Below are 23,275 nucleotides of genomic sequence, written 5' to 3'. Positions count from 1 at the left end.
CGCGATCATCGCAGCACCTGACTGGTCGCCACGGACAACCCGGGGTCACTAGCCGCCGTGAGCTGTGAGGGTACGGCGCCGCCCGCGATCAGGTGTGCGCCGAGTGAAGCGATCATCACCCCATTGTCGGTGCACAGTCGCGGTTTTGGGATCCGCAATGTCAGTCCCGCTTCCACGCAACGCTGCTCAGCCAGCGCGCGAATGCGCGAATTCGCCGTGGCGCCGCCGCCGAGTACCAGAGTGTCCACCCCGACATCCCGCGCCGCGCGCACTGCTTTCATCGTCAGAACATCCGCGACGGCTTCCTGGAAGCTGGCCGCAATGTCCGGTACGGACCAGGACTCGCCTGCTCGCTGTTTGGACTCCACGTAGCGGGCGACGGCCGTCTTCAGCCCGGAGAACGAGAAGTCGTGCCGCGCATCCCTCGGTCCGGTCATACCCCGCGGAAACGAGATCGCATTCCGGTCGCCCGTTTGGGCCGCAGCATCGAGGGCAGGGCCACCTGGGAATCCGAGCCCGAGAAGCCGGGCCACCTTGTCGAAAGCCTCACCGGCAGCGTCGTCGACTGTTGTTCCCAACTCCACGATCGGCTCGGCGAGATCATTGACGTGTAGCAGATGAGTGTGGCCACCCGAGACGAGCAACGCCACACAGGGCGGCATCGGCCCGTGTTCGAGTGTGTCGACCGCAACGTGGCCGCCGAGATGATTCACCGCGTAGAACGGCACATTCCAGGCCGCCGCATACGCTTTGGCGGCCGCGACACCTACCAGCAAGGCCCCGGCGAGACCGGGACCGATGGTGACGGCGAGGGCGTCCGGCTTGGAAACCCGGGCAGCTTCGAGGGCTCGCCGCATCGTCGGGACGATCGCCTCGAGATGGGCGCGGGACGCGATCTCCGGCACGACCCCGCCGTAGCGAGCGTGCTGGTCGACACTGGATGCAACCTCGTCCGCGAGAAGCTCACAGCTGCCGTCACCGTTCCAGCGGACGATACCGACTCCGGTTTCGTCACAAGAGCTTTCGATTCCCATGACGATCATTGAGCCGGCTCCTCAGCTGATCCGGACCGACGCATCGTGAACGCATCGGCACCGCTCGGTTGGTAGTACTTTCTACGTGTCCCTACGATCTCGAAACCAACACGGCGGTACAGCGCGATCGCCGCATCATTGTCCGTTCGCACCTCCAGATATACCGGGCCACCTCGAGTGTCGGCTTTTCGGAGGAGCTCGTCCAGGAGGGCTCGGCCTACGCCCCGGCGTCGATACGCCGGATCCGTTCCGATCGTGTGGATCTCGGATTCGGGATGCATGCTGTTACCCAACAGTGCGATTCCCGCGTATCCCACGAGCTGACCGACGTCGTCGCGTGCCACCGCGTAATGCGAATGAGGGGCGGCGAGCTCCGCCCGGAAAGCGTCTGCGCTCCACGGTCCGTCGCCAGGGAAGAGGATTACCTCGAGCTCCGCACAACGTTCGGCATCCGAGACCGCCATCGGTTCGATACGGAACGTCATTTCTGCCGGTCCGCCAACTCGACCGCGTCGGGGCGCCGGAGGTAGAGCGGCACGAGTGGCCCAGGTTCCACGCCACCGAGCAGTGCGTCCGTAGCCACCGTGACAAGACCTGCGGGCGAAGGTGTTTCGACGGGTTCGACCGGAAGGTCGAACAGGTCGACGTGCGAGGGCGAACCCGCCACCACCTCGGACGGGCTCGGCTCGAGTTCGCTCGGCTTCACCACGGCGGGACCCTCCACCCGCTGCCTTGCCGAGTACCGCGCCCAGTACACCTCACGCCGGCGGGCATCGGTGACGACGAGCAGGTTTCGATCGCCGTCCACCTGAGCCGCGATCGCGTCGAGACTGCACACTCCGTGAACCGGAACACCCAGTGCGTCCGCGAAGGCAGCCGCCGTGGCCATCCCTACCCGCAGACCGGTGAACGGCCCCGGCCCCGTTCCGACCACGACCGCGTCGAGATCCTGCGCCACATGACCTGACTCGGCGAGGCATTCCATGATGTGTGGAGTGAGCACCTCCGCGTGCGCGCGCGCGTTGACCGTCACGTTCACCGCCAGGGTGTCCACCACACCTTCGGATGCGGAATCGCCCGAGACACGGACGACTCCCGCGGTCACGGCAGGCGTGGACGTGTCGATGGCGAGAACAAGCACGGTACTCGAGGGTACCCGTATGCCGGAGTCGGCCCCGACACCCGACCCTTCAGGAAATCCACTCCCAGTCGGCCGTCCGGACATCGGTCCCCGGTTCTCGGCGCAGGCGTACACGCAGGTGACGATCGGTCAACTGCTCGACAATTCCCTCTCCCCATTCGACCACCACCACCGCTGAGGCCAGGTCGGTGTCGAGGTCGAGGGCGTCGAGTTCGTCGAGTGCATGCGGCCCACTGTCACCCAATCGGTAGGCGTCCACATGCACCATGCCGACCGGTGTACCCCCGTCCGGCCGAGCCCCGGGCCGGTGTTCGCGAGCGATGACGAAAGTGGGGGACGTCACTCGTCCCAGCACCCCGAGCCCCGCTCCAATGCCCTTCGTCAGAGCGGTTTTCCCCGCACCGAGGGGTCCGTCGAGCACCACCAGATCACCCGCGACGAGTCCCCTCGCAAGCTGGCGTCCGAACTGCTCGGTGTCCTCCGACGTGGGCAACACCACTGTCCCGCTCATGGCGAGCCCGCCGTTATCCGGCGATACCGGACGACTCACGTCGACGTTCCGCCGATGTAGCTGCGCACGGTTCGTCCCCGCACCCCGGTCACCACCTCGTAGTGGATGGTGTCGAGTTCGTCTGCCCACGTCTGCGCGGTGGGTTCGCCGAGATCCCCGTTACCGAAGAAGATCGCGGTATCGCCTTCGCGGACCCCGCCGCCGTCGGGTCCGAGATCCACCACCACCTGGTCCATGCAGACGCGGCCGATACCGGGGCGGCGTGCCGAGCCGAGTTGGACCTCGAACCGGCCGCTGAGCGCGCGTGGAAGCCCGTCGGCGTATCCGAGCGGAAGCAGAGCCACCGTCGTGTCACGCGGTGCGACCCACGCATGCCCGTAGGACACGCCTTCGCCTGCCGCGACCTTCTTCACCAACGCCACCCGCGATCGCAGCGACATCGCCGGCCGCAATCCGTATTGACCGAGTTCTGGAACCGGAGACAATCCGTAGATCGCAATTCCCGGACGGACCATGTCGAATCGAAGGTCGGGCCGAGTCAGCGTGGCCGCAGAATTCGACAGATGGACCACCTCGGGGATCAGACCGTGACGCTTCGCGTCCCCAACCGCACTCACCAGTCGGTCACGCTGAGCATCGATAGTGGCGTGGTGCAGTTCGTCGGCGTGAGCGAGATGCGAGAAGATTCCGCGAAGTCGCACCGAGCCCTCTGCCTGTGCACGTGCAAGATCCACCAGGACCTGTTCCAATTCGTCCGGTGCCACGCCGTTGCGGTTCAGCCCCGTGTCTACTTTGATCGTCACGATCGCCGTCTCGCCCACTCTGTGCGCACCCGCAACCACTGCGGCGACATGTCGCGGCGAGGACACCCCCACCTCGATCCCGGCCAAGATCGCTGGGGCGAAATCGGCGTCGATTGTGTGCATCCAGGCGAGGATGGGCGCCTCGATTCCGGCCCGTCGTAGTACGAGCGCCTCCGACACCGTCGTCACCCCGAGTTCCGAGGCTCCGGCAGCCAGCGCCGCCTTCGCGACCGGCACGGCGCCATGGTTGTAGCCGTCGGCCTTCACGACGGCCATCACAGCGGCGTCACGCGCGCTCTCGCGCAATATCCGGACGTTGTGCGCGATCGCATCCAGATCCACCACGGCTTCGGCCTGCGGCGCCGACTTCGCCCTGGGATGGACGCCGCGGCCGGTATGGCTGCGCTCGCCCGACGACACTGTTTCAGCGAACCTCATGCGCTCGATCTTCTCATTCACGATAGATCCGACATTTTCTCGGGTGAGACCCCCGCACGCAGGATCCTGATCGATTCCCTGAGCTGCGCCAGCAGCACCAAGGCGGAGATCGGAGCGGCGGCCCGCCCACCCGATGGCCCCTCAGGATCCCCCCTAGCGGCCAGATTTGCGGCCAGTGAGTGCGCACGAGCGCCCATCGCTGCGGCGCGGTTCGGGGCGATGCCCGCCGCCATGAGCGATCCCACAATGCCGGAGAGTACATCCCCCGCGCCAGCGGTGGCCGACCACGAACCACCCGCTTCATTGACGAAAACGTCACCACCGGGTTCCGCGATCACCGTGGCCCTGCCCTTGAGGAGCACGTGTGCTCCCCAGTCGGCGGCGAGGGCACGCACCGACGCCGTCCGGTCCGGCCCTGGTTCCTTTCCCGTCAGCCGGGCGAACTCGCCCGAATGGGGTGTCAGCAACGTCGGCGCGGACCGGAGGCGCACCAGGTCGGGATCATCGGCGAGCAAGGTGAGTCCGTCCGCGTCGACGAGCACCGGAACGTCCGATTCGAGCACCGTCCGCAGCGTGCGACGACCTGCTTCGTCAGTACCCATGCCCGGTCCCACCACCCACGACTGGACGCGCCCCGCATCTGCAAGGTCCCTGGTCGCGATCACCTCCGGCGAGTACGCGAGTACCTCACGCGTACAGGGTCCGGCGTAGCGCACCAGCCCGGATGTCGCGGTGATCGCCGCACTTGTGCACAGGACACTCGCGCCGGGGTAACTCTCGCTCCCGGCAACCACGCCGACCACACCCTGCGAGTACTTGTCGTCCTCGGCCCCGGGGAACGGCCAGGCCGCACCCACTTCGGCGGGTTCGAGGGCGCTCATCCCGGCCGGACCGAGAGACAACCCGATGGGCACCAACTCCACTCGACCGCAGTGCGCCGCCCCCAGCGCATGTACCCGTTTGAGCGCACCGAACGATACGGTGACCGAGGCATGGACGGCGGGACCCTCTACGGCCCCGGTATCCGGGTCTACTCCGCTCGGTAGGTCCGCCGACACGATCGGAACCTCGATCCGGCGGACCAGATCAGCCGCGTCGGGACGCAACGGCCCCTTTCCGGAAATCCCCACGATCCCGTCGATCACGAGGTCGGGTAGCCCTAGGTCGTCTGCGGGATCGGCGATACGCCCCCCTACTGCTCTGAAGGCAGCCAACCCCGACTTGTGCGCCTTTTCCGGATTCAGCAACACGGCGGTGGCTGCGACGCCGCGCCGACGCAGCATCGCCCCGGCCCACAGTGCATCACCGCCGTTGTCGCCGGACCCCACCAATATGGTGACGGCGCGACCCGCGACCGCACCGGTCCGCACCCGCAGTTCCGACGCCACCACCCCGGCAAGTCCGTGCGCTGCGCGCCTCATCAGTGCACCCTCGGGAAGAGACGCCATCAGCGGCGCCTCTGCGGATCGAACCTCGTCAGCGGTGTAGTAGCCCCGCATGGGAACTCCTCATCGGTAAGGATCGGTACGGGGGTCAGACTACGCTCGAGGGCATGCTTGGAAGACGAAAGTCGTGGTTCGCCGGAGTAGTTGTCGCCGCCGGTATTTCAACTGCGGGCCTCGTCGCGGGCTGCAGCTCGGGCAATCAGGAGGTTGCCGACGTGCCGAGCGGCCCGGTCGTCGAGGTCAAGAACATGGCGTATACACCCGCAACACTCACGGTCGCGGTGGGAGAAACCGTCACGTGGAACTTCGATGACAGAGGCGTCACCCACGACGTGGTGGGAGTCGACGACGCGAGGAGCGTGCTGAGAAGCCCGCTGATGCAGACGGGCAGCTTCACCCACACATTCACGGAACCGGGCACCTACGAATACACGTGTTCTCTTCATCCGGACATGAGAGGCACCATCGTGGTCACTCCGTAGGCGCACCGACCAGGGGCGGCCGGTGCCGCCCCTGGTCGGGATTTTCGACCCGGGTACCTATTCGACGGTGACGGACTTCGCGAGGTTGCGCGGCTTGTCGACGTCGTAACCCCGGGTCTGCGCAACCTCGGCCGCGAAGACCTGCAACGGCACCGTCGACAGCAACGGTTGCAGCAGTGTCGGCGCCGCCGGGATCTCGATGAGGTGATCGGAGAACGGGCGCACGGCCTCGTCCCCTTCCTCTGCGATCACGACCGTCCGCGCGCCCCGCGCTTGAATCTCCCGGATGTTGCTGAGCAGCTTCGAGTGCAGCATCGCCCGACCCTTCGGCGACGGCATCACGACGATCACCGGTAGGCCGTCCTCGATCAGCGCGATGGGCCCGTGCTTGAGCTCACCTGCCGCGAACCCCTCGGCGTGCATGTACGCCAGCTCCTTGAGCTTGAGCGCACCCTCGAGCGCTACCGGATAGCCGACGTGCCGGCCCAGGAACAGCACCGTCGACGACGAAGCCAGTTCTCGCGCCAGATCACGCACCGGTTCGACCGTCCCGAGGACGCGGCTGACCAGATCGGGCATCGCCTCGAGGTCCGCGTACTCACGTGCAACCTCGTCGGGATACTTGGTGCCGCGTGCCTGGGCCAGCGCCAGACCGACCAGATAGTTCGCCGTGACCTGCGCAAGGAAGGCCTTGGTCGACGCGACACCGATCTCCGGACCCGCACGGGTGTAGAGGACGGCATCGGCTTCGCGCGGAATCTGGGCGCCGTTGGTGTTGCACACCGCCAGAACCCGCGCCTTCTGATCCTTCGCGTGGCGCACGGCCTCCAGTGTGTCTGCTGTCTCACCGGACTGAGAGATCGCGACGACCAGGGTGGACCGGTCCAGCACCGGGTCGCGGTAGCGGAACTCGCTGGCCAGTTCCACCTCAACGGGTAGGCGCGTCCAATGCTCGATCGCATACTTCGCGAGCAGACCCGAGTGGTAGGCGCTGCCGCAGGCGACGACGAAGACTTTGTCGACGTCGCGCAATTCCTGATCCGACAGCCGCTGCTCGTCGAGGACGATCCTCCCGTCCGCAAAGTGACCGAGCAGCGTGTCCGCGACCGCAGCCGGTTGCTCCTCGATCTCCTTGAGCATGAAGTAGTCGTGGCCGCCCTTCTCCGCAGCCGCGAGATCCCAGTCGATGCGGAACGGACGGCCCTGTGCCTCGGAACCGTCGAAGTTCAGAATCGAATACCCGTCGGCAGTGATCACCACAACCTGGTCCTGACCCAGTTCCACCGCGTCGCGAGTGTGCTCGATGAACGCCGCAACATCGGAACCGAGAAAAGTCTCGCCCTCGCCGACACCGATGACCAACGGTGTGGAGCGGCGCGCCGCGACGATTGTGTTCGGGTGGTCCGCGTGCGCAAACACGAGAGTGAACGCACCTTCGAGCCTGCGGAGCACATGCAGCGCGCTGGCAGCGAAGTCGCCGGCAGTCTCCCCCTCCGCGTATGCGCGGGCGACGAGGTGTACCGCGACCTCGGTGTCGGTATCGCTGCCGAACTCGACTCCGTCGCGTTCGAGTTCGGCCCGCAACGGAGCGAAGTTCTCGATGATGCCGTTGTGCACCACGGCGACCTTGCCGTTCGTATCACGGTGCGGGTGCGCATTCCGGTCGGTGGGCCGACCGTGCGTCGCCCATCGCGTATGGCCGATCCCCGTGCTACCGGTGAAGGTCGCGGGCCCGATCTCGTCGAGTTCAGCCTCGAGGTTCAACAGCCGACCGGCCTTCCGCTCGACCTTTATCCCACCGTTCCCATCGAGAACGGCGATTCCAGCCGAGTCGTATCCGCGGTATTCCATCCGTCGCAGAGCTTCCACCACAACAGGCAAAGCCTGCCGGTGACCGACGTATCCCACGATTCCGCACATGGTAGATCAGAGTACTGGGACCAGGGTCAGGCGCGAAGTCGAAGTGCGGGCCGCACCAGATGTTCCAGTGCGGGCCGCACCAGATGTTCCAGTGCGGGCCGCACCAGATGATCCTGAGGACCCCCATCGGCTCTCTCGGCGTCCAGCTCATCGGATAACGTTCTCCTCGTGGCGCCGAAATCCAAGACCCTGGCCCGTGAACTGTCCAAGCGGGGGCCGCACCGCGTGCTGCGGGGCGATCTTGCACTGGCCGGACAACCCGGAGTCGTTTACACGCCGGAATCAGGCTTCGACCTACCCGCCGTCGCGTTTGCGCACGGCTGGATGACCGGCGCCGACCACTATCGGAAGACGCTCGAGCACCTCGCTTCGTGGGGAATAGTCGTGGCAGCACCCAACAGTGAGCGCGGCCTGCTGCCTTCCCATCTGGGTCTGGCCACCGATCTGTCGGCCGCGCTCGACATCTGCGTCGGAGTGCGCCTCGGGCCCGGTCAGATCAGCGTGCACCCCGGTCGGCTGGCCCTCGCTGGTCACGGGATGGGCGCGGGAGCCGCCGTTCTCGCTGCCACACGTCGGAACGTGTCCGCGGTCGCCGCCCTCTTCCCTGCGCCAACCGCCCCCGAGGCCGAGAACTATGCGTCCGAGATCACAGCCCCCGGGCTCATCGTCGCCGGCACCGACATCGACACCATGAACAGCAACGCCAAGTCGCTCGCCGCGGCCTGGGGCGGCGAGCGGATCCTCCGCTCCGTCGACAACGCGTCGGATTCCGGTCTCATCGAAGGTCGCCGGCTGCTGTCCGCGCTCGGGGTCGGCCGCTCCGAGCGGTGGACCCAACACACCACGCGGGCCCTACTGACCGGCTTCCTGCTCTATCACCTTCTCGGAGACAAGAAGTACGAGATGTTCGCCGAGCAAGACGCCGAACTCCCCCACACGACGCTCGTCGACCCGCACGAAGACCACGCCGACGCCGGCCGGTAAGGCCTCGGTCCCCGCGGCTGAATTGGGGTCCGCAGACCCGACGGGCGCCACGCGATCACTAGACGCGCCGGACGACAGACCCCGTGGGCGTTGCTCGGGGCAATCTCGTCGACGATCCTGCCCATTCACCCAGATAATTCGCCCTGGCCGCGCAGGGCCTCCACTCACACCAGCCAACTACGCGGGTGGTAGAACTCGTCGTCCTCGACCAATTCGCCACTCGATGCCGCAGGCGTCGACATCGGTCCGGCCACGGATTCCGGTACACCGCAACCGGAGAGACGGAATTCCGCCGCCGCGTCGTCTCTTTCCCGGCGTTCGGCGATCTTCTGCCGAAACACCTCCAGGTCGGCTCTCATCTGCGCGCGGTACGCGCGCAACTGTGCGGCACGGTCACTCACAGGGGGCCCGCCTCGGCCAGTTGGGCACCGCTGTCGCCGGCGTCCGGGCCGTTCTCAGATCCGGGGGCCGGCAATGATTCCAATAGCGGCGCAGGCTCCGAAGCCTGGTCGGGGGCCGACTCGTGCAACGTCACGATCGGCGGTTGCGGCGCCTCCTCCGGTTGCGGTTCACAAACCACGGGAGACGATTCGAGCGCGGTCTCCGCAATCGGCCCGTCGCCTTCGCCCCCTCCGGGTCGGTGATTCTGCGAATCAACCGCAACGCCCGGCGCAGACTCGGAGGGATCCTCACCCACACCGTTTTCCGCCACGATCCTAGGCAGTCCGTCGGGTCCGACCTCGACGGCGAACCTAGACGTTCCGCCCTGCGCGTCAGTCATCTCGAGGTGGATGCCCTGATCGTCCTCGTCGATCGAGAGCGTCCACGATTTTCCGCCGAGGATCAGCTCGAGGGTCTTCTCGTGCGTTGTTCCAGCGGTGCGGTCATCGACCTCTTCTGCGCGGGAATCGCCGAATTCGTCACGGTGGTCCTCATCGTGCTTGCCGACAAGTCCCGACACGACATCGTCGATCAACGGGCGGATGATCGAACCGAGTTCGCCCAGGCCTGCTGCAAGTCCCTGTCCCACATCTGATTCACCGGAGGCGGGTGCAGTCCCGATACCGGGGAACACGCCGAGACCCGGGGCACCGCCCCAACCGGGGATACCACCCGGCGCTGGGGCGACGCTGGGGCCAGGCGACGCGACCGGCCCCGGTGCAGCGGACGCAGACGCGGCCGGCGCGGTCGGGGCAGCGGCAGAACCTCCGCCGCTACCGGGCTGCCCGACCTGTGCGGTTCCAGTATTCGCGCATCCCGGATCCGACGGTGCCACCAAGTGAGGCGGAGACGTAGCTGCTGCCCCAGCGTTCGGCACCGCGTCGCAGTCGGTCGACGCTCCCTGGTCAGCGGCGGCTGCGGGCCGGATTCCCCTTTGCGCCTCGACAGTTCGTGCCTCCGCGATCGCGCTGTCGTAGGCCGCGTGCACTGCTTCAGCACATTCCGCGCACGCTGCCGCAAATTCCTGTTGCTTCTCCTCGTACACATGCCGGAAGTTCCCGTCGAACCAGTCCTCGACGATTCTGGCCGCCCGGTGCACGACATCGTCGCGGTCGAGCAGACAGAGAGAGCTACCGCCACCGTCGATGCCGTCGAAATGGCGGAACTCGTCGCCCGCAAGCCCGGGGAACCAGTACGACGCGCCGGTGACGAGGTTGTCAGCGAGGGAGTAGTCACTATCGCGGACGGCTACACAGATGCCGGCAAGGACATCGATTTGGTCGGCGCTGCAACCACCCACGGTGGGCTGATGCAGTGACACCACCTTGTACGCCTTGGTCGTCACCGCAGCGCTCAACGTGAGATTGGCCTCTGTCAGAACCTCGACCAGACCTGCCAACCGGCCGAGATCCGCTTCGGCCTCCGCATTCCGTCGCTGCACCGTCTCCGCCGCCGCAGCAGCGGCGCTCCCGCTCCATCCAGACCGCAACGCCGTCAGGCATTCCTGGTGCTCGGCAAGTTCGGTGCGCCCCGCGCCGAGACCGCGATCGAGCGTGTCGACATCCCGCCCAAGTGAATGCAGTCGCATCCCCCGCTCGGCATCGAACCGGGCGTAATAGTCGGTGAGTTCGTTGCTCTCGTACCCCAGATTGGTCGCCGCGGGAAGGAACAGCTCGAAGAATTCGAGTCCGCGCGCTCCCAGATCGAGCATGTCGTCGGGCACGTTCAGGCAGTCTTGCCGAAGCCGCTCCCCCAACTCGAACCGCGACGCGTTCGCCTTCTGTGCATCCGTTCCGTCCTCGAGGAGCTTGATGAAGCGCTGATCGGCGAACGGCGCCCGATCGTGCTCACCTGATGCATATTCGTCCAGGTAGGGCTGCCACGAGGCCTGATCATCCATTCGGGCGGCCGCCCACGCCCGCACGAGTTGCACCTTGAACTCGCGGCCGAGATCTGGATCGTCGATCAATATCCTGGGATCGTCGCTCATCGGTGCACCTCGTCGACGTTCGCAGCGAAGTTCTCATCCGTTCGCTCGTACCGTCCCGCGGCTTCCTCGAGCGTGAGACCGGCCGACTCCGTTTCGGTAGCCCATTCCGCGAAGACAACTCTCACGGCACCGAGTGCGCCGCTCAGCGCGTCACCCTTCGCGGCATAGTCGCGTCCCGCAGCCGCACCGCCGAACTCGAGACGATCGAATTCGCTCGCCTGCTGTCTCAGCACCTCCGCGGATCGCGTCATCCGCGCGCCGGCATCGACCACCGCCGCGCCATCGACCTCGAGTCCATCGCTCATTGCCCCACCCTCCCTCGGCGACCTACTGCATTGGACGCGACAGCGCACCGATCGGTTCCCTTCGATCAGCGCCCCAGGTCGGTGCTTCGCGGCCGCTTACACGGAGGCGACGGTGCCCGCCAGGTCGTCGGCGAGCTTTCGCGCGACGTCGAGGTCTGCAGCCTCGACCATCACGCGTACGAGTTGTTCAGTGCCCGATGGGCGCAGCAGTACCCGGCCGTTCTCACCAAGGCTTCGTTCGGCTGCTTCCACCGCCTCGAGCACGACCGGGGATCCTGCGACGGCCTTCTTGTCGGCGACCTTGACGTTCACCAGGACCTGGGGAAGCGTCTTCATAGCCGAGGCGAGTTCCGCGATCGGCTGTCCGGTCTGCGCCATCCGTCCCATCAGCAGCAGCCCCGTCAAGACCCCGTCGCCGGTCGTGCCGAACGCGGGCAGCACCACGTGGCCCGACTGCTCCCCACCCAGACTGAAGCCACCGGATCGTAGTCCTTCGAGAACGTAGCGGTCGCCGACGGCGGTTGTGACCAGTGAGATCCCGGCCTCACGCATCGCAATGTGGAGGCCGAGATTGCTCATGACGGTCGCGACGAGGGTGTTGTCGACCAACTCCCCGGCGTCCCGCATTCCCAAAGCGAGCACGGTCATGATCGCGTCGCCGTCGATCAGGGAGCCGCTCGCATCGACGGCGAGGCATCGATCGGCGTCTCCGTCGTGCGCGAGTCCGAGATCCGCGCCATGATCGACGACCGCCTTCCGCAGGCCCTCGATGTGCGTGGACCCGCAGTTGTCATTGATGTTGAGTCCGTTGGGCTCGGCATTGATCGCAATTACTTCGGCTCCCGCCGCACGGTAGGCGGCAGGCGCCACAGCTGAGGCGGCGCCGTGCGCGCAGTCCACCACCACGGTCAGGCCCTCGAGGCTGCTACCCTGCGCTGCTGCCAGGTGCCGCAGGTACCTGTCGGCAGCGTTCGGTACCGCTCGAACCCGGCCGATGCCCGCACCCGTTGGTGCTCGTCGCGTCGCGGTCCCCGCGACGACCGCCTCGATCCGGTCCTCTACTTCGTCGTCGAGTTTGTGTCCTCCCTCCGCGAAAATCTTGATTCCGTTGTCCGGCATCGGATTGTGAGAGGCGGAGATCATCACGCCGAGGGCGCCGCCCAATTCGGCAGTCAGGAAGGCCACGGCAGGCGTCGGCAGAACTCCGACGTTCAGCACGTCCACCCCGGCTGATGTCAACCCCGCGATGACCGCGGCCTCGAGCATCTCACCGCTGGCCCGGGGATCACGGCCGACCACGGCTGTCCGGCGCCGTGACCCCGGTGCCAGGACCGTCGCGGCGGCCGAAGAAATCTGCAATGCCAACTCGGCGGTCAGCTCGGTATTCGCCAGACCGCGAACCCCGTCCGTCCCGAACAACCGACCCATAGACCAGACCCCTCGCATCTTGGAAACCACTACATCTCGGATAAAGCACGAGAGCAGGCGTCCGGTAACGATGGACGCCTGCTCTCTGGAAGCAGGTGCCGAGGCCAACCCCGTGGGGCGACCTCGGCCGGCACATCAGCGCTTCGAGTACTGAGATGCCTTGCGGGCCTTCTTCAGGCCGTACTTCTTACGCTCGACGGCGCGGGCGTCGCGCGTGAGGAACCCTGCGGTCTTGAGGGCGGGGCGGTCCTCCGGCGTGACCTCGATGAGGGCGCGGGCGATGGCGAGACGCAGGGCGCCGGCCTGTCCGGACGGTCCACCACCTTGCAGCAGGGCGATGATGTCGAAGGACTCGACGCGATCGACCGTGACCAGCGGAGCCTTGATCAGCTGCTGGTGCACCTTGTTCGGGAAGTAGTCCTCGAGGGTCCGGCCATTGAGCTTGAAATCTCCGGAACCGGGAATCAGACGGACGCGAACGACCGCCTCCTTGCGACGACCGACGGTCTGGATGGGGCGATCGATCACGATCGGGGCTTGCGGGGCAGCCGCAACCTCGACGTCCTCGGCGGACACGTACTCGTCCACCGCGACCTCGACGGTCTCGGTGATCTCTTCGGGGTTGGACACGTTCTGCTCCTCCGGCGCCGTCACTGGGCCACCTGCTTGATCTCGAATGGCACCGGCTGCTGCGCGGCGTGGGGGTGGTTCGGGCCCGCGTAGACCTTCAGCTTGCTGCTCATGGCGCGGCCCAGCTTGTTCTTGGGGAGCATGCCGACAATGGCCTTCTCCACGAGGCGATCGGGGTTCTTGTCGAGAACCTCACCGACCGAGCGGGACTTCAGACCACCGGGGTGTCCGGAGTGGTGGTAGAGGAACTTGCCTTCGCGCTTGTTGCCGCTGATGGCAACCTTCTCGGCGTTGATGATGACGACGAAGTCGCCGCCATCGATGTGCGGTGCATAGGTGGGCTTGTGCTTGCCGCGCAGCAAGTTGGCTGCCTGGACGGCAAGGCGGCCGAGCACCACGTCAGTGGCGTCGATGACGTGCCACGTGCGGGTCACATCTCCGGCCTTCGGGGTGTACGTAGACACAGAACTTCCTCGTCTTGTTCAATCCGCTGCTGGCCATTGCGCATCGTCGAAGCGATTCCCGGCGGCCAGTTGAGACCCGAGAACCGCCAGTCACCGCGTCACGAGGACGCGGCGACGCACGGCACGCCAACCGTGAACGATACCGGTCGTGCGACCACGGGGTCAAAATCAGCCTGCAAGCGCACCGGCCAACTGCTCGACCGCCCACGTCAGCTCGTCACGTTCGATCACCAGCGGCGGCGCTATGCGGATCGTTCCTTCGTGAGCATCCTTCGCGAGAACCCTTCGCGCGAGGAGTCGTTCACAGACCACCCGCGCGGACGGCATTCCGTCAGCGAGTTGCACACCCGCCCACAACCCGCGTCCTCGCACCTCAGATACATGATCGACAGGCAGTTGAGACAACATGCCGTGCAGATAGTCACCGAGCTCACGGCTTCGCTGCTGATACTCACCGGTCTCGAGCATCCTCACCACTTCGCTACCCACCGCGCAGGCGAGCGGGTTGCCGCCGAACGTGCTCCCATGCTGCCCCGGACGGATCACTTTCATCACCGACCAGTCGGCCACTACTGCCGAGACCGGCATCAGGCCACCTCCGAGCGCCTTGCCCAGGACGTAGACATCCGGCGTCACATCCTCGTGATCACACGCGAAGGTATCGCCCGTCCGCCCGAGACCACTCTGGATCTCGTCCGCGATCATCAAGATGCCGTGTCGGGTGCAGATGTCGCGCACCGCCGCCAGGTAGCCATCGGGCGGCACCAGAACACCCGCCTCACCCTGGATAGGTTCGAAGAGCACCGCCACGGTGTCGTCCGTGATCGCGGACTCGAGCGCCTCGGCGTCGCCGTATCGGACGGACCGGAATCCGGGCGGGTACGGCCCGAATCCGGTGTACGCATCGGGATCGGACGAGAATCCCACGAGGGCGATGGTGCGACCGTGGAAGTTCCCGGTGCACGTGATCACCTCGGCCCGGTCCGCCGGAACCTTCTTGACCTCGTAGCCCCACTTGCGGGCAAGTTTCAGCGCGGTCTCGACGGCCTCCGCGCCGGTGTTCATCGGTAGAACGGCCTCCTTGCGGCACAGTCGGCCCAAGTCTTCGCAGAAGGACGCGAACCGATCGTGCTGGAATGCGCGACTCGTCAGAGTCAGCCGGCCGAGTTGTTCCCGCGCCACCCGCAGAAGGCTCGGATGCGCGTGGCCGAAATTGAGTGCGGAGTATCCGGCGAGAACATCCAGGTAATCGACACCGTCGATTCCCTTCACCCACGATCCAGCGCCAGACTCGATCACGACGGGTAATGGGGCGTAGTTGTGCGCGCTGTGTTCATCAGCCCTGTTCAACTCCACCCGCGTGGCATCCGACACAGAAGCGAGACCGTCCTTCATTGCTTCTCACCCTCGCTTTCCTGTGTCCCCTTGCTTTCCTTCGTCGTGGGCCCGCGGTCGCGGAGCTCGCGGAATCCGCGCAGTTCCAATGTGCAGCATTTGATTCCGCCCCCCGATTTGAGGAACTCCGAATAGTCCAATTGCACGGGTTCGTATCCGCGAGCGGACAACTGCTGCGCAAGGTGCGTAGCCTGCACCGGCAGCACCACATTGGCGCCGTCACTGACCAGATTGAGCCCGAGCCACTCGGTGTCGGACTCGGCGGCGATGACCGCGTCGGGGTACATACGCTCGAGCATTGCGCGGCTCTCGGCGGAGAACGCCGCGGGCAAGTAGGCGATGGTGGACTCGTCGAGCACACCGAGCGCCGTATTGAGATGGTAGTAGCGAGGATTCACCAGTTCCAAGGTGATCACCGGGCGATCCAGGTGTGCCGACGCCTCGGCGTGCGACCTCGGGTCGGACCGGAAGCCGGTTCCGGCGAGAATCGTGTCACCGACCACCAGAAAGTCGCCCTCGCCCTCGTTCACGAATCGCGGTAATGCCGGCCGGATCAGCCCGTTACGCCGAAACCACTGAAACACGTACTCCGCCTCGGCGCGCCGTTCGGGGGATCGGTACCGGGCACCGAGAGCCACCCCATCGACGACAAGTCCGCTGTCGGTGACGAACACCATGTCGGGCAGATCCTGAACGGGATCGATCGTCAGGACTTCGTGCCCGAGTCGCCGGTAGGTATCCACGAGGGTGGACCACTGCGACATCGCACGATCGCGATCTACCGGTTCGTCAGGGTGCATCCACTCGTTGATGGCGTAGACGACATCGAAATACGTGGGCGGGCACATCAGGTAGCTCCGCGTACGAGCGTGCCGGACCTCGCGCGCGCCGACGTCCGGCTCCTGAGCACGCCCTTCGTGCGCGTGTTCTGACTCGATAGCAGTGGGCGCCATTTCCGCTCCCCTCGATCGACGTCATTGAGACCAGTATCCACTCCTCGGAAGACCTGAACAATGCGTTAGTATTGTCTCATATGAGTGGTTCGTTGCGTTTGGACAGCCAGGATCGGTTGATCGTTGCGCACCTGGAGCGCAACGCACGGTCCAGTTTCGCGGCAATCGGTGCAGAGGTAGGGCTATCCGCTCCCGCTGTGAAGCGCCGTGTGGATCGGTTGGTCGCCTCCGGAGTGATCACCGGATTCCATGCGGCGCTCGACGCCCGCGCGCTCGGCCACGATGTCGAGGCGTTCGTAGAGTTGCACTGCAGCGGACGTACCTCCGCGGCGGAGATCGCGCGGATCGTTTCCCGGCACCCCGAGGTCCTCGAGGCGTACACCGTCACCGGCGACGCCAACGCCCTGCTCCGCGTACGCACCACCGACACCGCTCATCTGGAAAGGACACTCGAGAATCTACGGTCCGAGCCAGCGGTGCTCCAGACCAAGAGCAGCATCGCCCTGAGCAGACTGATATCGCCTACAAGCTGATCGGGCCGTCACTTCCGGTAAGACACGAGTGCCCCGGCGGGTTGCTCCGCCGGGGCACTCGAGGTGGTTCGAGACAATCAGAGCCACGCAGTGGCGTTCCGGTCTTCTGCACTCTTCATGTCGATGGAGCCGTCTTCGACGACCTTCGCGATCGTGTTCAGAACCTGCAGAAGGTCGTTGTGGGAGCTGTCCCACCGCGCCTGGACCGCCTGGTAGTTCTCGCGGGCACCGCTCTCCCAGGTCTCGACGAGTCCGCGGACGTACCCCTGCAGCTCGTCGTGAGTCTCACGAAGCTTCGCCTCGTTCTGCCGGATATCGTTGGCCAGTTGCTGCAACTGCTCGAACGAATACTTCATTACCTGCTCCTGTTTGTGTGCGGATTGTTGCGAAGGCGAGCGTCGTCAGAGGTCGAGCGATCCCGAGGCGCCAGCCGCGTGGATTGCTTCCATGTTGGCCTGCTCGGCGGCGTCGTACCCCTTGCCGTTCTCACGAATCTTCGTCGCCGTCTCGTCGAGCGCCTGCTGCAGGCGGCGCGACGCGTCGCCGTACCGGACCATGAGTTGCGCAAATGCCGCCTGCGCGGATCCCTCCCACGACTCGCGCGAGGCTTCGCAGCGGTCCTTCAGACCGTTGATGGTTGCCTGCAGCTGAGCGTTCACGTCCTCGACGTGACCGGCCGCCGCCTGCATCTGGGCAACATCGGTAACAACTCCCGCCATTGTGACTCCTTCTGTCTCTCGGTGCGGCGGCCCCCACTGGACTGCCCGATCCACCGCTACACAAGATTGGACGCATCAGCCGCCCAATCGGTTCCACCACTGTGGAAGATTTCCTCGCGAAGAGAACATCGTCGATCACTCAGCGATGATCAGCGACCGCACGACCCCCTCGCATTCGCGTGAGATCGACTCCCAGTCCCCGGTCAGGAACTGACAACCGACGCTCACCTGTCGACCGCGTTCGACGAGCACGTGCCACGACACCGATGAACTCGCGTCCGGAAATTCGCCGTACGAGATTCCAGGCCGGCCTCCGAAGACGACGTCCCGTTCCACATCGCCGAACAGACCGGGACTGCCACGCTGCGCGATCTTCTCCGACAACGCCGCCGCGACTTCGTCGTAGCCGGTACCGCGCTGAACCACATTCTGCGTAACGATGATTCGCCTGTCCGCTCCGCCGTTGGGAATCAACTCAGCCCGCATACCTGAGGATGCCTCCGACGATGATTTCCGCTCCGACCATCCGTCCGGCAGCGTCACGCGAACACCGTCCAAATGGAGATCCCCCCTTCCCGCGTCCGGAGCGGTGGCGGCGGACGGCGCTCCGGTCGTGGGTGGCGTCGGTGCTTCCGATGCGGCACGCGAGTCCGCGGCCCGAACGGAATCACCCGTCCGATCCGTCTGCACGAAAGCGAACGCGAGTACCGCCCCGAGGACAACGGCCACCACCGCGACCACGGCAGCAAAGGCCGACCTCGGGTACCTTCGGCGGTCGCGGCCGGATCGCCGCAATGCAGGACCGAGCCAGTTCGATTGCGGCACAACCATGATCGGCGATCGCGCCAGTTCGTCTCGCATACCCGCTTCGAGTACGCGGGCGACCGCGTCCTCGGGAATGCAGCGGACCTGAACATTCGAGGCGAACCCGGCGAGCGCGGCATCGCGCATCGATTCCCAACTGGAAGGATCGCGGATGCCCGTCACGAGGACTCCATCCACCGGCCGATCGCCGCAGGCACGCTTGGCCAGTTTCACGATCTCTCGGGTCTGTTCGACGGGCGCCTCCTCGACGCACAGAGCCGAGTCGTGCTCACAGTGTTGGACCCGGTACTCGCCGGCCTCGCCGACCACGTAGCTGGCAGTCGCCCCCACGGCCCGGCATTCGAGCACCACCCATCGGCCGCCGGAGACCGCTGCACTCTGAGCAACCGCGACCGAGACGGGCACCAAGACGGTGGTGGACGCGACCCTGGCTCCGGCGCGGGACAGAGTGTCCCGCCGTGCGGACCCCCACTCCGTCGGATGGGACAGAACCGCCGTTTCGATCGGCAGTGACTCCCCGACATCGTCGATCCCGAAGCTCAGGACCGCGGCCAGAGCATCCGACACTGCAACGACACCACCATCGACATCGATGTACTCGTCGTCGACGAAGCAGAGTGGCGTCATCGCGTGATCGGACTCGACCGCGGCGAACACCGACACGGTTCCGTCGCTCTGCGCGCGAACCGTAGGAACCGTCGCCGATCTCGTCCCCCGGCCACTGCACCACATGCCCGACTCTGTGAGGTGAATCGCGACGACCGACGTCACTGCGGGGGCATCCACGCGAGTTGGACGAGGCCGCTACCGCCGCGGGTGACCAGCGTGCCCCGGCCGGGAGGCATGGCGCTCGGTCGCACCGTTCCGATGAGATTGCCTTCGTCGCGACTGCCGCTCATCACGAGACCCGCGGACACCAGGTCGCGCATCCGCGCGATCACGGGCTCGTACAGTGCACGCGCCGCACCTCCGGAACGGCGAGCAATGATCAGATGGAATCCGATATCCCTGGCATGCGGCAGGTATTCGACGATCGCGGCGACAGGGTTGCCGCTGGACGTCACGACGAGGTCGTAGTCGTCTATGACCACGAATATCTCCGGGCCGCTCCACCATGAGCGGTCGCGCAGTTGTTGCTGGCTCACGTCCGCGCTCGGCATACGGGATCGCAGCACGTTCGCGAGATCGTTCATGTTCGTCGTCAACAGGTCCGAGGAGGGAGCATAGGCGGCGAGGTGCTCGGACTCGACGACTCCGAGCATCGTGCGCCGGTAGTCGCCGACGATGATCTTCGCCTGCTTGCCGGTGTTCGACGCCATGATGCCTTCGCAGATGTTGCGCAGCAGTGTCGTCTTCCCGCACTCGCTGTCGCCGAACACCAGGAAGTGTGGTTGCTCGGCGAAGTTCAGGAACACGGGGGCAAGCTCGGCTTCGTCGAGACCGATGGGAACCTGCAGGCACTTGCGGGCGGGGTCGACGTATGACGGCCACGAGCCCGCTGCGCGAAGCACCTCGTCGCGTGCGATCTGTTCGGGCAGCATGCGCACGGCGGGCGCGTGCCTCCCTTGCGTTGCGTCGGCGATCGACGACACGGCGTGCGCCACACCGGACGCCAGGTCGGTCGGGTCGGAGCTCCCGTCGAATCTCGGCAAGCCGATGAGCAGGTGCAGGCCGTCCCGCGTCATGCCACGTCCAGGCCTGCCCTCGGGAACGAGTGACGCCGCCTTGCGGCCGAGGTCGGAGTCGGACGGATCGCCGAGACGCAGTTCGATCCGCATACCAAGCTGGTCCTTGAGCGCCGGCCTGATCTCACCCCAGCGTGAGGCTGTGAGCACAACGTGCACACCGTACGACAAACCCTGGGACGCAAGGTTGGTGATCTGCTGCTCGAGTGCCTCGAAGTCCTGGCGAACGCTGCCGTAGCCATCGATGACCAAGAAGACGTCCCCGAACGGATCCTGAGCAACACCAGCCGCCAGCGCACCGGTTTCGGGATCGGACGCACGTAGACGTCGGAACTCGGCCATCGACTCGACGCCGAGATCGCGGAAGCTCTCTTCACGCTGTCGCACGATGGAGCTCATCTCCGCGATGGTGCGGCGCACCCGGTCGACGTCGAGTCGGTTGGCAACAGAACCGACATGCGGGAGGTCTGCCAGTCCGGACAGAGTGCCGCCACCGAAATCGAGGCAGTAGAACTGCACCTGCTCGGCGGAGTGCGTGGCGGACAACGACATGATCAGCGTGCGCAGCGCGGTCGATTTGCCCGACTGCGGCCCGCCGACCACGGCCATGTTTCCGGTGGACCCGGAAAGGTCCACGATCAGCAGGTCGCGTCGCTGATCGTAGGGGCGGTCGATGATGCCGATGGGCGCACGCAGCGAACTGAGCGCGGGAACGGGTTCGGTGAGTGCGGACCTCGGAAGCATCTGGTCGAGAGTGGGCGCCTCGTCGAGCGGCGGGAGCCACACTTCGTGGGCCTTCGATCCGTGATTTCTGACCCGTTCCACCACAACGTCGATGGTGGTTCGCGTCTCGGCCGGTGTCTCCTCGAGGGCGAATGGCTGTGGTTCGTCTGGGATCTCGACGATGTCGACGGCAACGGGCGAGGCCGTGAAGATCTTGGGGCGCAGCTCTACCGTCGTTTCGCCCGAGCGTTGCACGCTCGGGATTCGTTCACCCTCATACGTGCCGGACACGTAGGAGGCTTGAAAGCGGACGATCTCCGCCGAATCACATTTGAGGTACCCGGCACCCGGTGCGGCCGGAAGGTGATAGGCGTCGGGAACGCCAAGGACGGTGCGTGATTCGTTGGCCGAGAACGTCTTGAGCCCGATTCGGTAGGAAAGGTGGCTGTCGAGCCCCCGCAACTTCCCCTCTTCGAGTCTCTGGCTCGCCAGGAGCAGGTGAATGTGCAGCGACCGGCCGAGGCGCCCGATGGCGACGAAGAGGTCCGCGAATTCAGGCTGCTGACTGAGCAGCTCGGAAAACTCGTCCACCACGATGAACAGGGCAGGCAGAGGATCGAGGTCTGCGCCGGCCTGCCGCGCCTTCTCGTACTCGGTGACATTGGCGAAGTTGCCTGACGCACGCAGAAGTTCCTGACGCCGATTCATCTCCCCGGCCAGTGCGTCCCGCATCCTGTCGACCATGGCCAGTTCCTCGGCCAGGTTGGTGATGACCGCTCCGACGTGAGGGGCGTCCTCGAGTCCGAGGAAGGTGGCACCACCTTTGAAGTCGACGAGGATGAGATTGAGCGCGTCGGGCGAATGCGTCGCGATGAGCCCGAGGACCAGTGTTCGCAGGAACTCGGACTTTCCCGATCCGGTGGCACCGATACACAGGCCGTGGGGGCCCATACCGTTTTCCGCCGACTCCTTGAGGTCGATCTCTACGGGTTGACCGTCGGCGCCCACACCGATCGGAACCCTGAGCCGATCTCGGCCCTGCCGGGGAAGCCACGCGTGCTCCGGGTTGAGCCGGCCGACATCGCCGACACCCAGCATCTGACTCCACGTCGCGGCGGGCTGATCGTCATCTCCCGCATCGACAGCCGTCTGCGATGCCGTTCGATACGGTGCGAGACGTCGGGCCAGGGTCTCCGCCTGATGCGCGCTGACCAGGTCCGCTGTCGCGAACATCTCTACGCCCGTCCCACTGCGGGCACCGATGGAGCCCTCCTCGGTCACCAACCGGAGTCCGCGTGTGGCGGTCAGGCGTGGGCAGAAACCGCTGATGTCGAGGACGGTCGCCGAGTCGATGCCACCGTCGGTGATCATTCCGGATTCGCCCTCGAGAATTCCGCCGTCCACCACAATCACGATCTGCGGCACACCCGGCGCAGCAGGAGCATTGCGCGAGAAGCGATTACGCACTGACAACTGAGGACCGAGCGCTGATTCGAGTTCGAGGATCGACCCGTAGATCATGCGAGATGAGCCGACGCCGTCGGAAGATTCCGGATGCTGCGCATGTGGCAGCCACTTGACCCAGTCCCACTCGCGCTCGGTGTCCGGCCCGCACACGACCGCAACCAGAAGGTTGTCCGGCCCGTGGAATGCGCACAACTGCATCAGCATGGACCGCAACATCGAACGCGCCGCAGCCCGCTCACCCTCGACCGAGATCGCGGCGAACCCGCGCAACGAAACTGCTGTGGGCAGATTCTGGACCACCGAATGCGCACGGACGAATCGGCGCAAGGACACCGCCGAAACTGGCTCGAGATCGTCGACCGGTCCGGTCTCCGGTGCTATCAGGCGGGTGGCGAGCCTTTGACTCCCTCTACCGACCCGCACATGGCAGTAGTCGGGATCGGTGGTACGGCGCTCCCACATACGTGCCGTGCCTGCGATCGTCCACAACAACCCGGGTTCGGGGTGGCTCCACTCGAGCGCTTTGCGCTGCTGCTCGCTGGTTTCGCTGACATCACGACGCAGTTGATCGAGATAGCGAAGGTAATCCTTCCGGTCTTCGTTGGCCTCGGAGGCTTTCGGGCCACCGCGCCCGCCACCGGCAAGCATGCCGAGCATCGACACCATCATCATGATGGGAAACAGCATCGACATCGGGTTCCGGGCCATCCCCGAGGTGAACATCAGTGCCACCATCCCGACCACGGCCACAACCATGACAAGTGGAAGGAGTTTGGTGACGAGGTTGCCCGGGACGAGGCGGGGTATCTCCGGAGGTGCTTGCAAGCTCACCTCACCACCCGGAATGCGCGGGATCTCGCGGCGCGCCTTGCGCACGAACCGAATGGTGCTCACTTGCCCAGTCCCCCCATAGCTAAACCGACCTGGACATCACAGCAAATCCGATCCCGGAGAGGTGG

The 23,275-nt window shown here is 65.6% G+C and carries 22 protein-coding genes; 3 read left to right on the top strand and 19 right to left on the bottom strand.

From position 1 onward, the window contains the following. Positions 1 to 5 precede the first annotated feature (5 nt). Genes tsaD through BFN03_RS03710 form a run of 6 tightly spaced genes read right to left on the bottom strand, consistent with a single transcriptional unit; the run spans position 6 to position 5,426 of the window. Positions 6 to 1,043, bottom strand: coding sequence for a tRNA (adenosine(37)-N6)-threonylcarbamoyltransferase complex transferase subunit TsaD (gene tsaD / locus BFN03_RS03735; protein WP_070377880.1), 1,038 nt, complete (start codon positions 1,041 to 1,043; stop codon positions 6 to 8). Beyond that, the gene (gene rimI / locus BFN03_RS03730) at positions 1,040 to 1,519 is read right to left on the bottom strand and encodes a ribosomal protein S18-alanine N-acetyltransferase (protein ID WP_070377879.1); all 480 of its coding nucleotides are present in this window, start codon (positions 1,517 to 1,519) and stop codon (positions 1,040 to 1,042) included. The genes tsaD and rimI overlap by 4 nt, the downstream gene beginning before the upstream one ends. After that, the gene (gene tsaB, locus BFN03_RS03725; RefSeq protein ID WP_070377878.1) at positions 1,516 to 2,175 is read right to left on the bottom strand and encodes a tRNA (adenosine(37)-N6)-threonylcarbamoyltransferase complex dimerization subunit type 1 TsaB; all 660 of its coding nucleotides are present in this window, start codon (positions 2,173 to 2,175) and stop codon (positions 1,516 to 1,518) included. Before tsaB ends, rimI begins: the two co-directional genes overlap by 4 nt. A 49-nt stretch (positions 2,176 to 2,224) precedes the next feature. Beyond that, positions 2,225 to 2,686 carry a tRNA (adenosine(37)-N6)-threonylcarbamoyltransferase complex ATPase subunit type 1 TsaE gene (tsaE, locus tag BFN03_RS03720; RefSeq protein WP_070380587.1) on the bottom strand — a complete coding sequence of 154 codons (462 nt, stop codon included), beginning with the start codon at positions 2,684 to 2,686 and terminating at the stop codon, positions 2,225 to 2,227. Between the two features lie 35 nt (positions 2,687 to 2,721). After that, positions 2,722 to 3,927 carry an alanine racemase gene (gene alr / locus BFN03_RS03715; protein WP_070380586.1) on the bottom strand — a complete coding sequence of 402 codons (1,206 nt, stop codon included), beginning with the start codon at positions 3,925 to 3,927 and terminating at the stop codon, positions 2,722 to 2,724. Positions 3,928 to 3,944: 17 nt separating this feature from the next. After that, a complete protein-coding gene (locus BFN03_RS03710; protein WP_070377877.1) occupies positions 3,945 to 5,426 on the bottom strand; it encodes an NAD(P)H-hydrate dehydratase in 1,482 nt (493 codons plus the stop codon). Positions 5,427 to 5,479: 53 nt separating this feature from the next. On the opposite strand from BFN03_RS03710, the gene BFN03_RS03705 reads away from it, so the two are divergent. Beyond that, a complete protein-coding gene (locus BFN03_RS03705) occupies positions 5,480 to 5,854 on the top strand; it encodes a cupredoxin domain-containing protein (protein ID WP_070377876.1) in 375 nt (124 codons plus the stop codon). A gap of 57 nt (positions 5,855 to 5,911) precedes the next feature. Here BFN03_RS03705 and glmS read toward each other — a convergent pair whose 3' ends face one another. Continuing rightward, positions 5,912 to 7,774 carry a glutamine--fructose-6-phosphate transaminase (isomerizing) gene (glmS, locus tag BFN03_RS03700; RefSeq protein ID WP_070377875.1) on the bottom strand — a complete coding sequence of 621 codons (1,863 nt, stop codon included), beginning with the start codon at positions 7,772 to 7,774 and terminating at the stop codon, positions 5,912 to 5,914. Positions 7,775 to 7,942: 168 nt separating this feature from the next. Here glmS and BFN03_RS03695 point away from each other — a divergent pair, with 168 nt between their 5' ends. Then, complete coding sequence (locus BFN03_RS03695) at positions 7,943 to 8,758, top strand: poly(ethylene terephthalate) hydrolase family protein (RefSeq protein WP_070377874.1); 816 nt, start codon at positions 7,943 to 7,945, stop codon at positions 8,756 to 8,758. Positions 8,759 to 8,922: 164 nt separating this feature from the next. Here BFN03_RS03695 and BFN03_RS03690 read toward each other — a convergent pair whose 3' ends face one another. The 8 genes from BFN03_RS03690 to ddaH form a co-directional block, all read right to left on the bottom strand. After that, positions 8,923 to 9,159, bottom strand: coding sequence for a hypothetical protein (locus BFN03_RS03690; protein ID WP_232320430.1), 237 nt, complete (start codon positions 9,157 to 9,159; stop codon positions 8,923 to 8,925). Beyond that, positions 9,156 to 11,189, bottom strand: a complete 2,034-nt coding sequence (locus BFN03_RS03685) for a hypothetical protein (RefSeq protein WP_070377873.1) — start codon at positions 11,187 to 11,189, stop codon at positions 9,156 to 9,158. Before BFN03_RS03685 ends, BFN03_RS03690 begins: the two co-directional genes overlap by 4 nt. Beyond that, a complete protein-coding gene (locus tag BFN03_RS03680; RefSeq protein WP_070377872.1) occupies positions 11,186 to 11,494 on the bottom strand; it encodes a type VII secretion target in 309 nt (102 codons plus the stop codon). The genes BFN03_RS03685 and BFN03_RS03680 overlap by 4 nt, the downstream gene beginning before the upstream one ends. A 96-nt stretch (positions 11,495 to 11,590) precedes the next feature. After that, a complete protein-coding gene (glmM, locus tag BFN03_RS03675) occupies positions 11,591 to 12,922 on the bottom strand; it encodes a phosphoglucosamine mutase (protein WP_070377871.1) in 1,332 nt (443 codons plus the stop codon). 135 nt (positions 12,923 to 13,057) lie between these two features. After that, entirely contained in the window at positions 13,058 to 13,576 is a 519-nt protein-coding gene (gene rpsI / locus BFN03_RS03670; protein ID WP_084385483.1) for a 30S ribosomal protein S9, read from the bottom strand. After that, positions 13,573 to 14,016, bottom strand: coding sequence for a 50S ribosomal protein L13 (rplM, locus tag BFN03_RS03665; RefSeq protein WP_070377870.1), 444 nt, complete (start codon positions 14,014 to 14,016; stop codon positions 13,573 to 13,575). The genes rpsI and rplM overlap by 4 nt, the downstream gene beginning before the upstream one ends. A 168-nt stretch (positions 14,017 to 14,184) precedes the next feature. Further along, positions 14,185 to 15,411: an ornithine--oxo-acid transaminase gene (gene rocD / locus BFN03_RS03660; RefSeq protein ID WP_070377869.1), complete on the bottom strand. Its 1,227-nt coding sequence runs from the start codon at positions 15,409 to 15,411 to the stop codon at positions 14,185 to 14,187. Further along, complete coding sequence (gene ddaH, locus BFN03_RS03655; protein WP_070377868.1) at positions 15,408 to 16,364, bottom strand: dimethylargininase; 957 nt, start codon at positions 16,362 to 16,364, stop codon at positions 15,408 to 15,410. Before ddaH ends, rocD begins: the two co-directional genes overlap by 4 nt. A gap of 80 nt (positions 16,365 to 16,444) precedes the next feature. On the opposite strand from ddaH, the gene BFN03_RS03650 reads away from it, so the two are divergent. Next, the gene (locus tag BFN03_RS03650) at positions 16,445 to 16,897 is read left to right on the top strand and encodes an Lrp/AsnC family transcriptional regulator (protein ID WP_070377867.1); all 453 of its coding nucleotides are present in this window, start codon (positions 16,445 to 16,447) and stop codon (positions 16,895 to 16,897) included. Between the two features lie 77 nt (positions 16,898 to 16,974). Here the strand turns inward: BFN03_RS03650 and BFN03_RS03645 are convergent, their stop codons facing one another. The 4 genes from BFN03_RS03645 to eccCa all read right to left on the bottom strand — a co-directional run bounded on the left by BFN03_RS03645 (position 16,975) and on the right by eccCa (position 23,210). Next, entirely contained in the window at positions 16,975 to 17,253 is a 279-nt protein-coding gene (locus BFN03_RS03645) for a WXG100 family type VII secretion target (protein ID WP_070377866.1), read from the bottom strand. Between the two features lie 45 nt (positions 17,254 to 17,298). Continuing rightward, positions 17,299 to 17,616 (bottom strand): WXG100 family type VII secretion target, encoded by a 318-nt coding sequence (locus BFN03_RS03640; RefSeq protein ID WP_070377865.1) that lies wholly within the window; start codon positions 17,614 to 17,616, stop codon positions 17,299 to 17,301. A gap of 135 nt (positions 17,617 to 17,751) precedes the next feature. After that, a complete protein-coding gene (locus BFN03_RS03635) occupies positions 17,752 to 19,212 on the bottom strand; it encodes a type VII secretion-associated protein (RefSeq protein WP_232320428.1) in 1,461 nt (486 codons plus the stop codon). After that, positions 19,209 to 23,210 (bottom strand): type VII secretion protein EccCa, encoded by a 4,002-nt coding sequence (gene eccCa, locus BFN03_RS03630; protein WP_070377864.1) that lies wholly within the window; start codon positions 23,208 to 23,210, stop codon positions 19,209 to 19,211. The genes BFN03_RS03635 and eccCa overlap by 4 nt, the downstream gene beginning before the upstream one ends. Positions 23,211 to 23,275 lie beyond the last annotated feature (65 nt).

The sequence above is a fragment of the Rhodococcus sp. WMMA185 genome (genome assembly GCF_001767395.1).
Taxonomy (GTDB): Bacteria; Actinomycetota; Actinomycetes; order Mycobacteriales; family Mycobacteriaceae; genus Rhodococcus_F.
The sequence above is the reverse complement of the archived record's forward strand: the minus strand, read 5'-3'. Positions and strand labels throughout refer to the sequence as shown.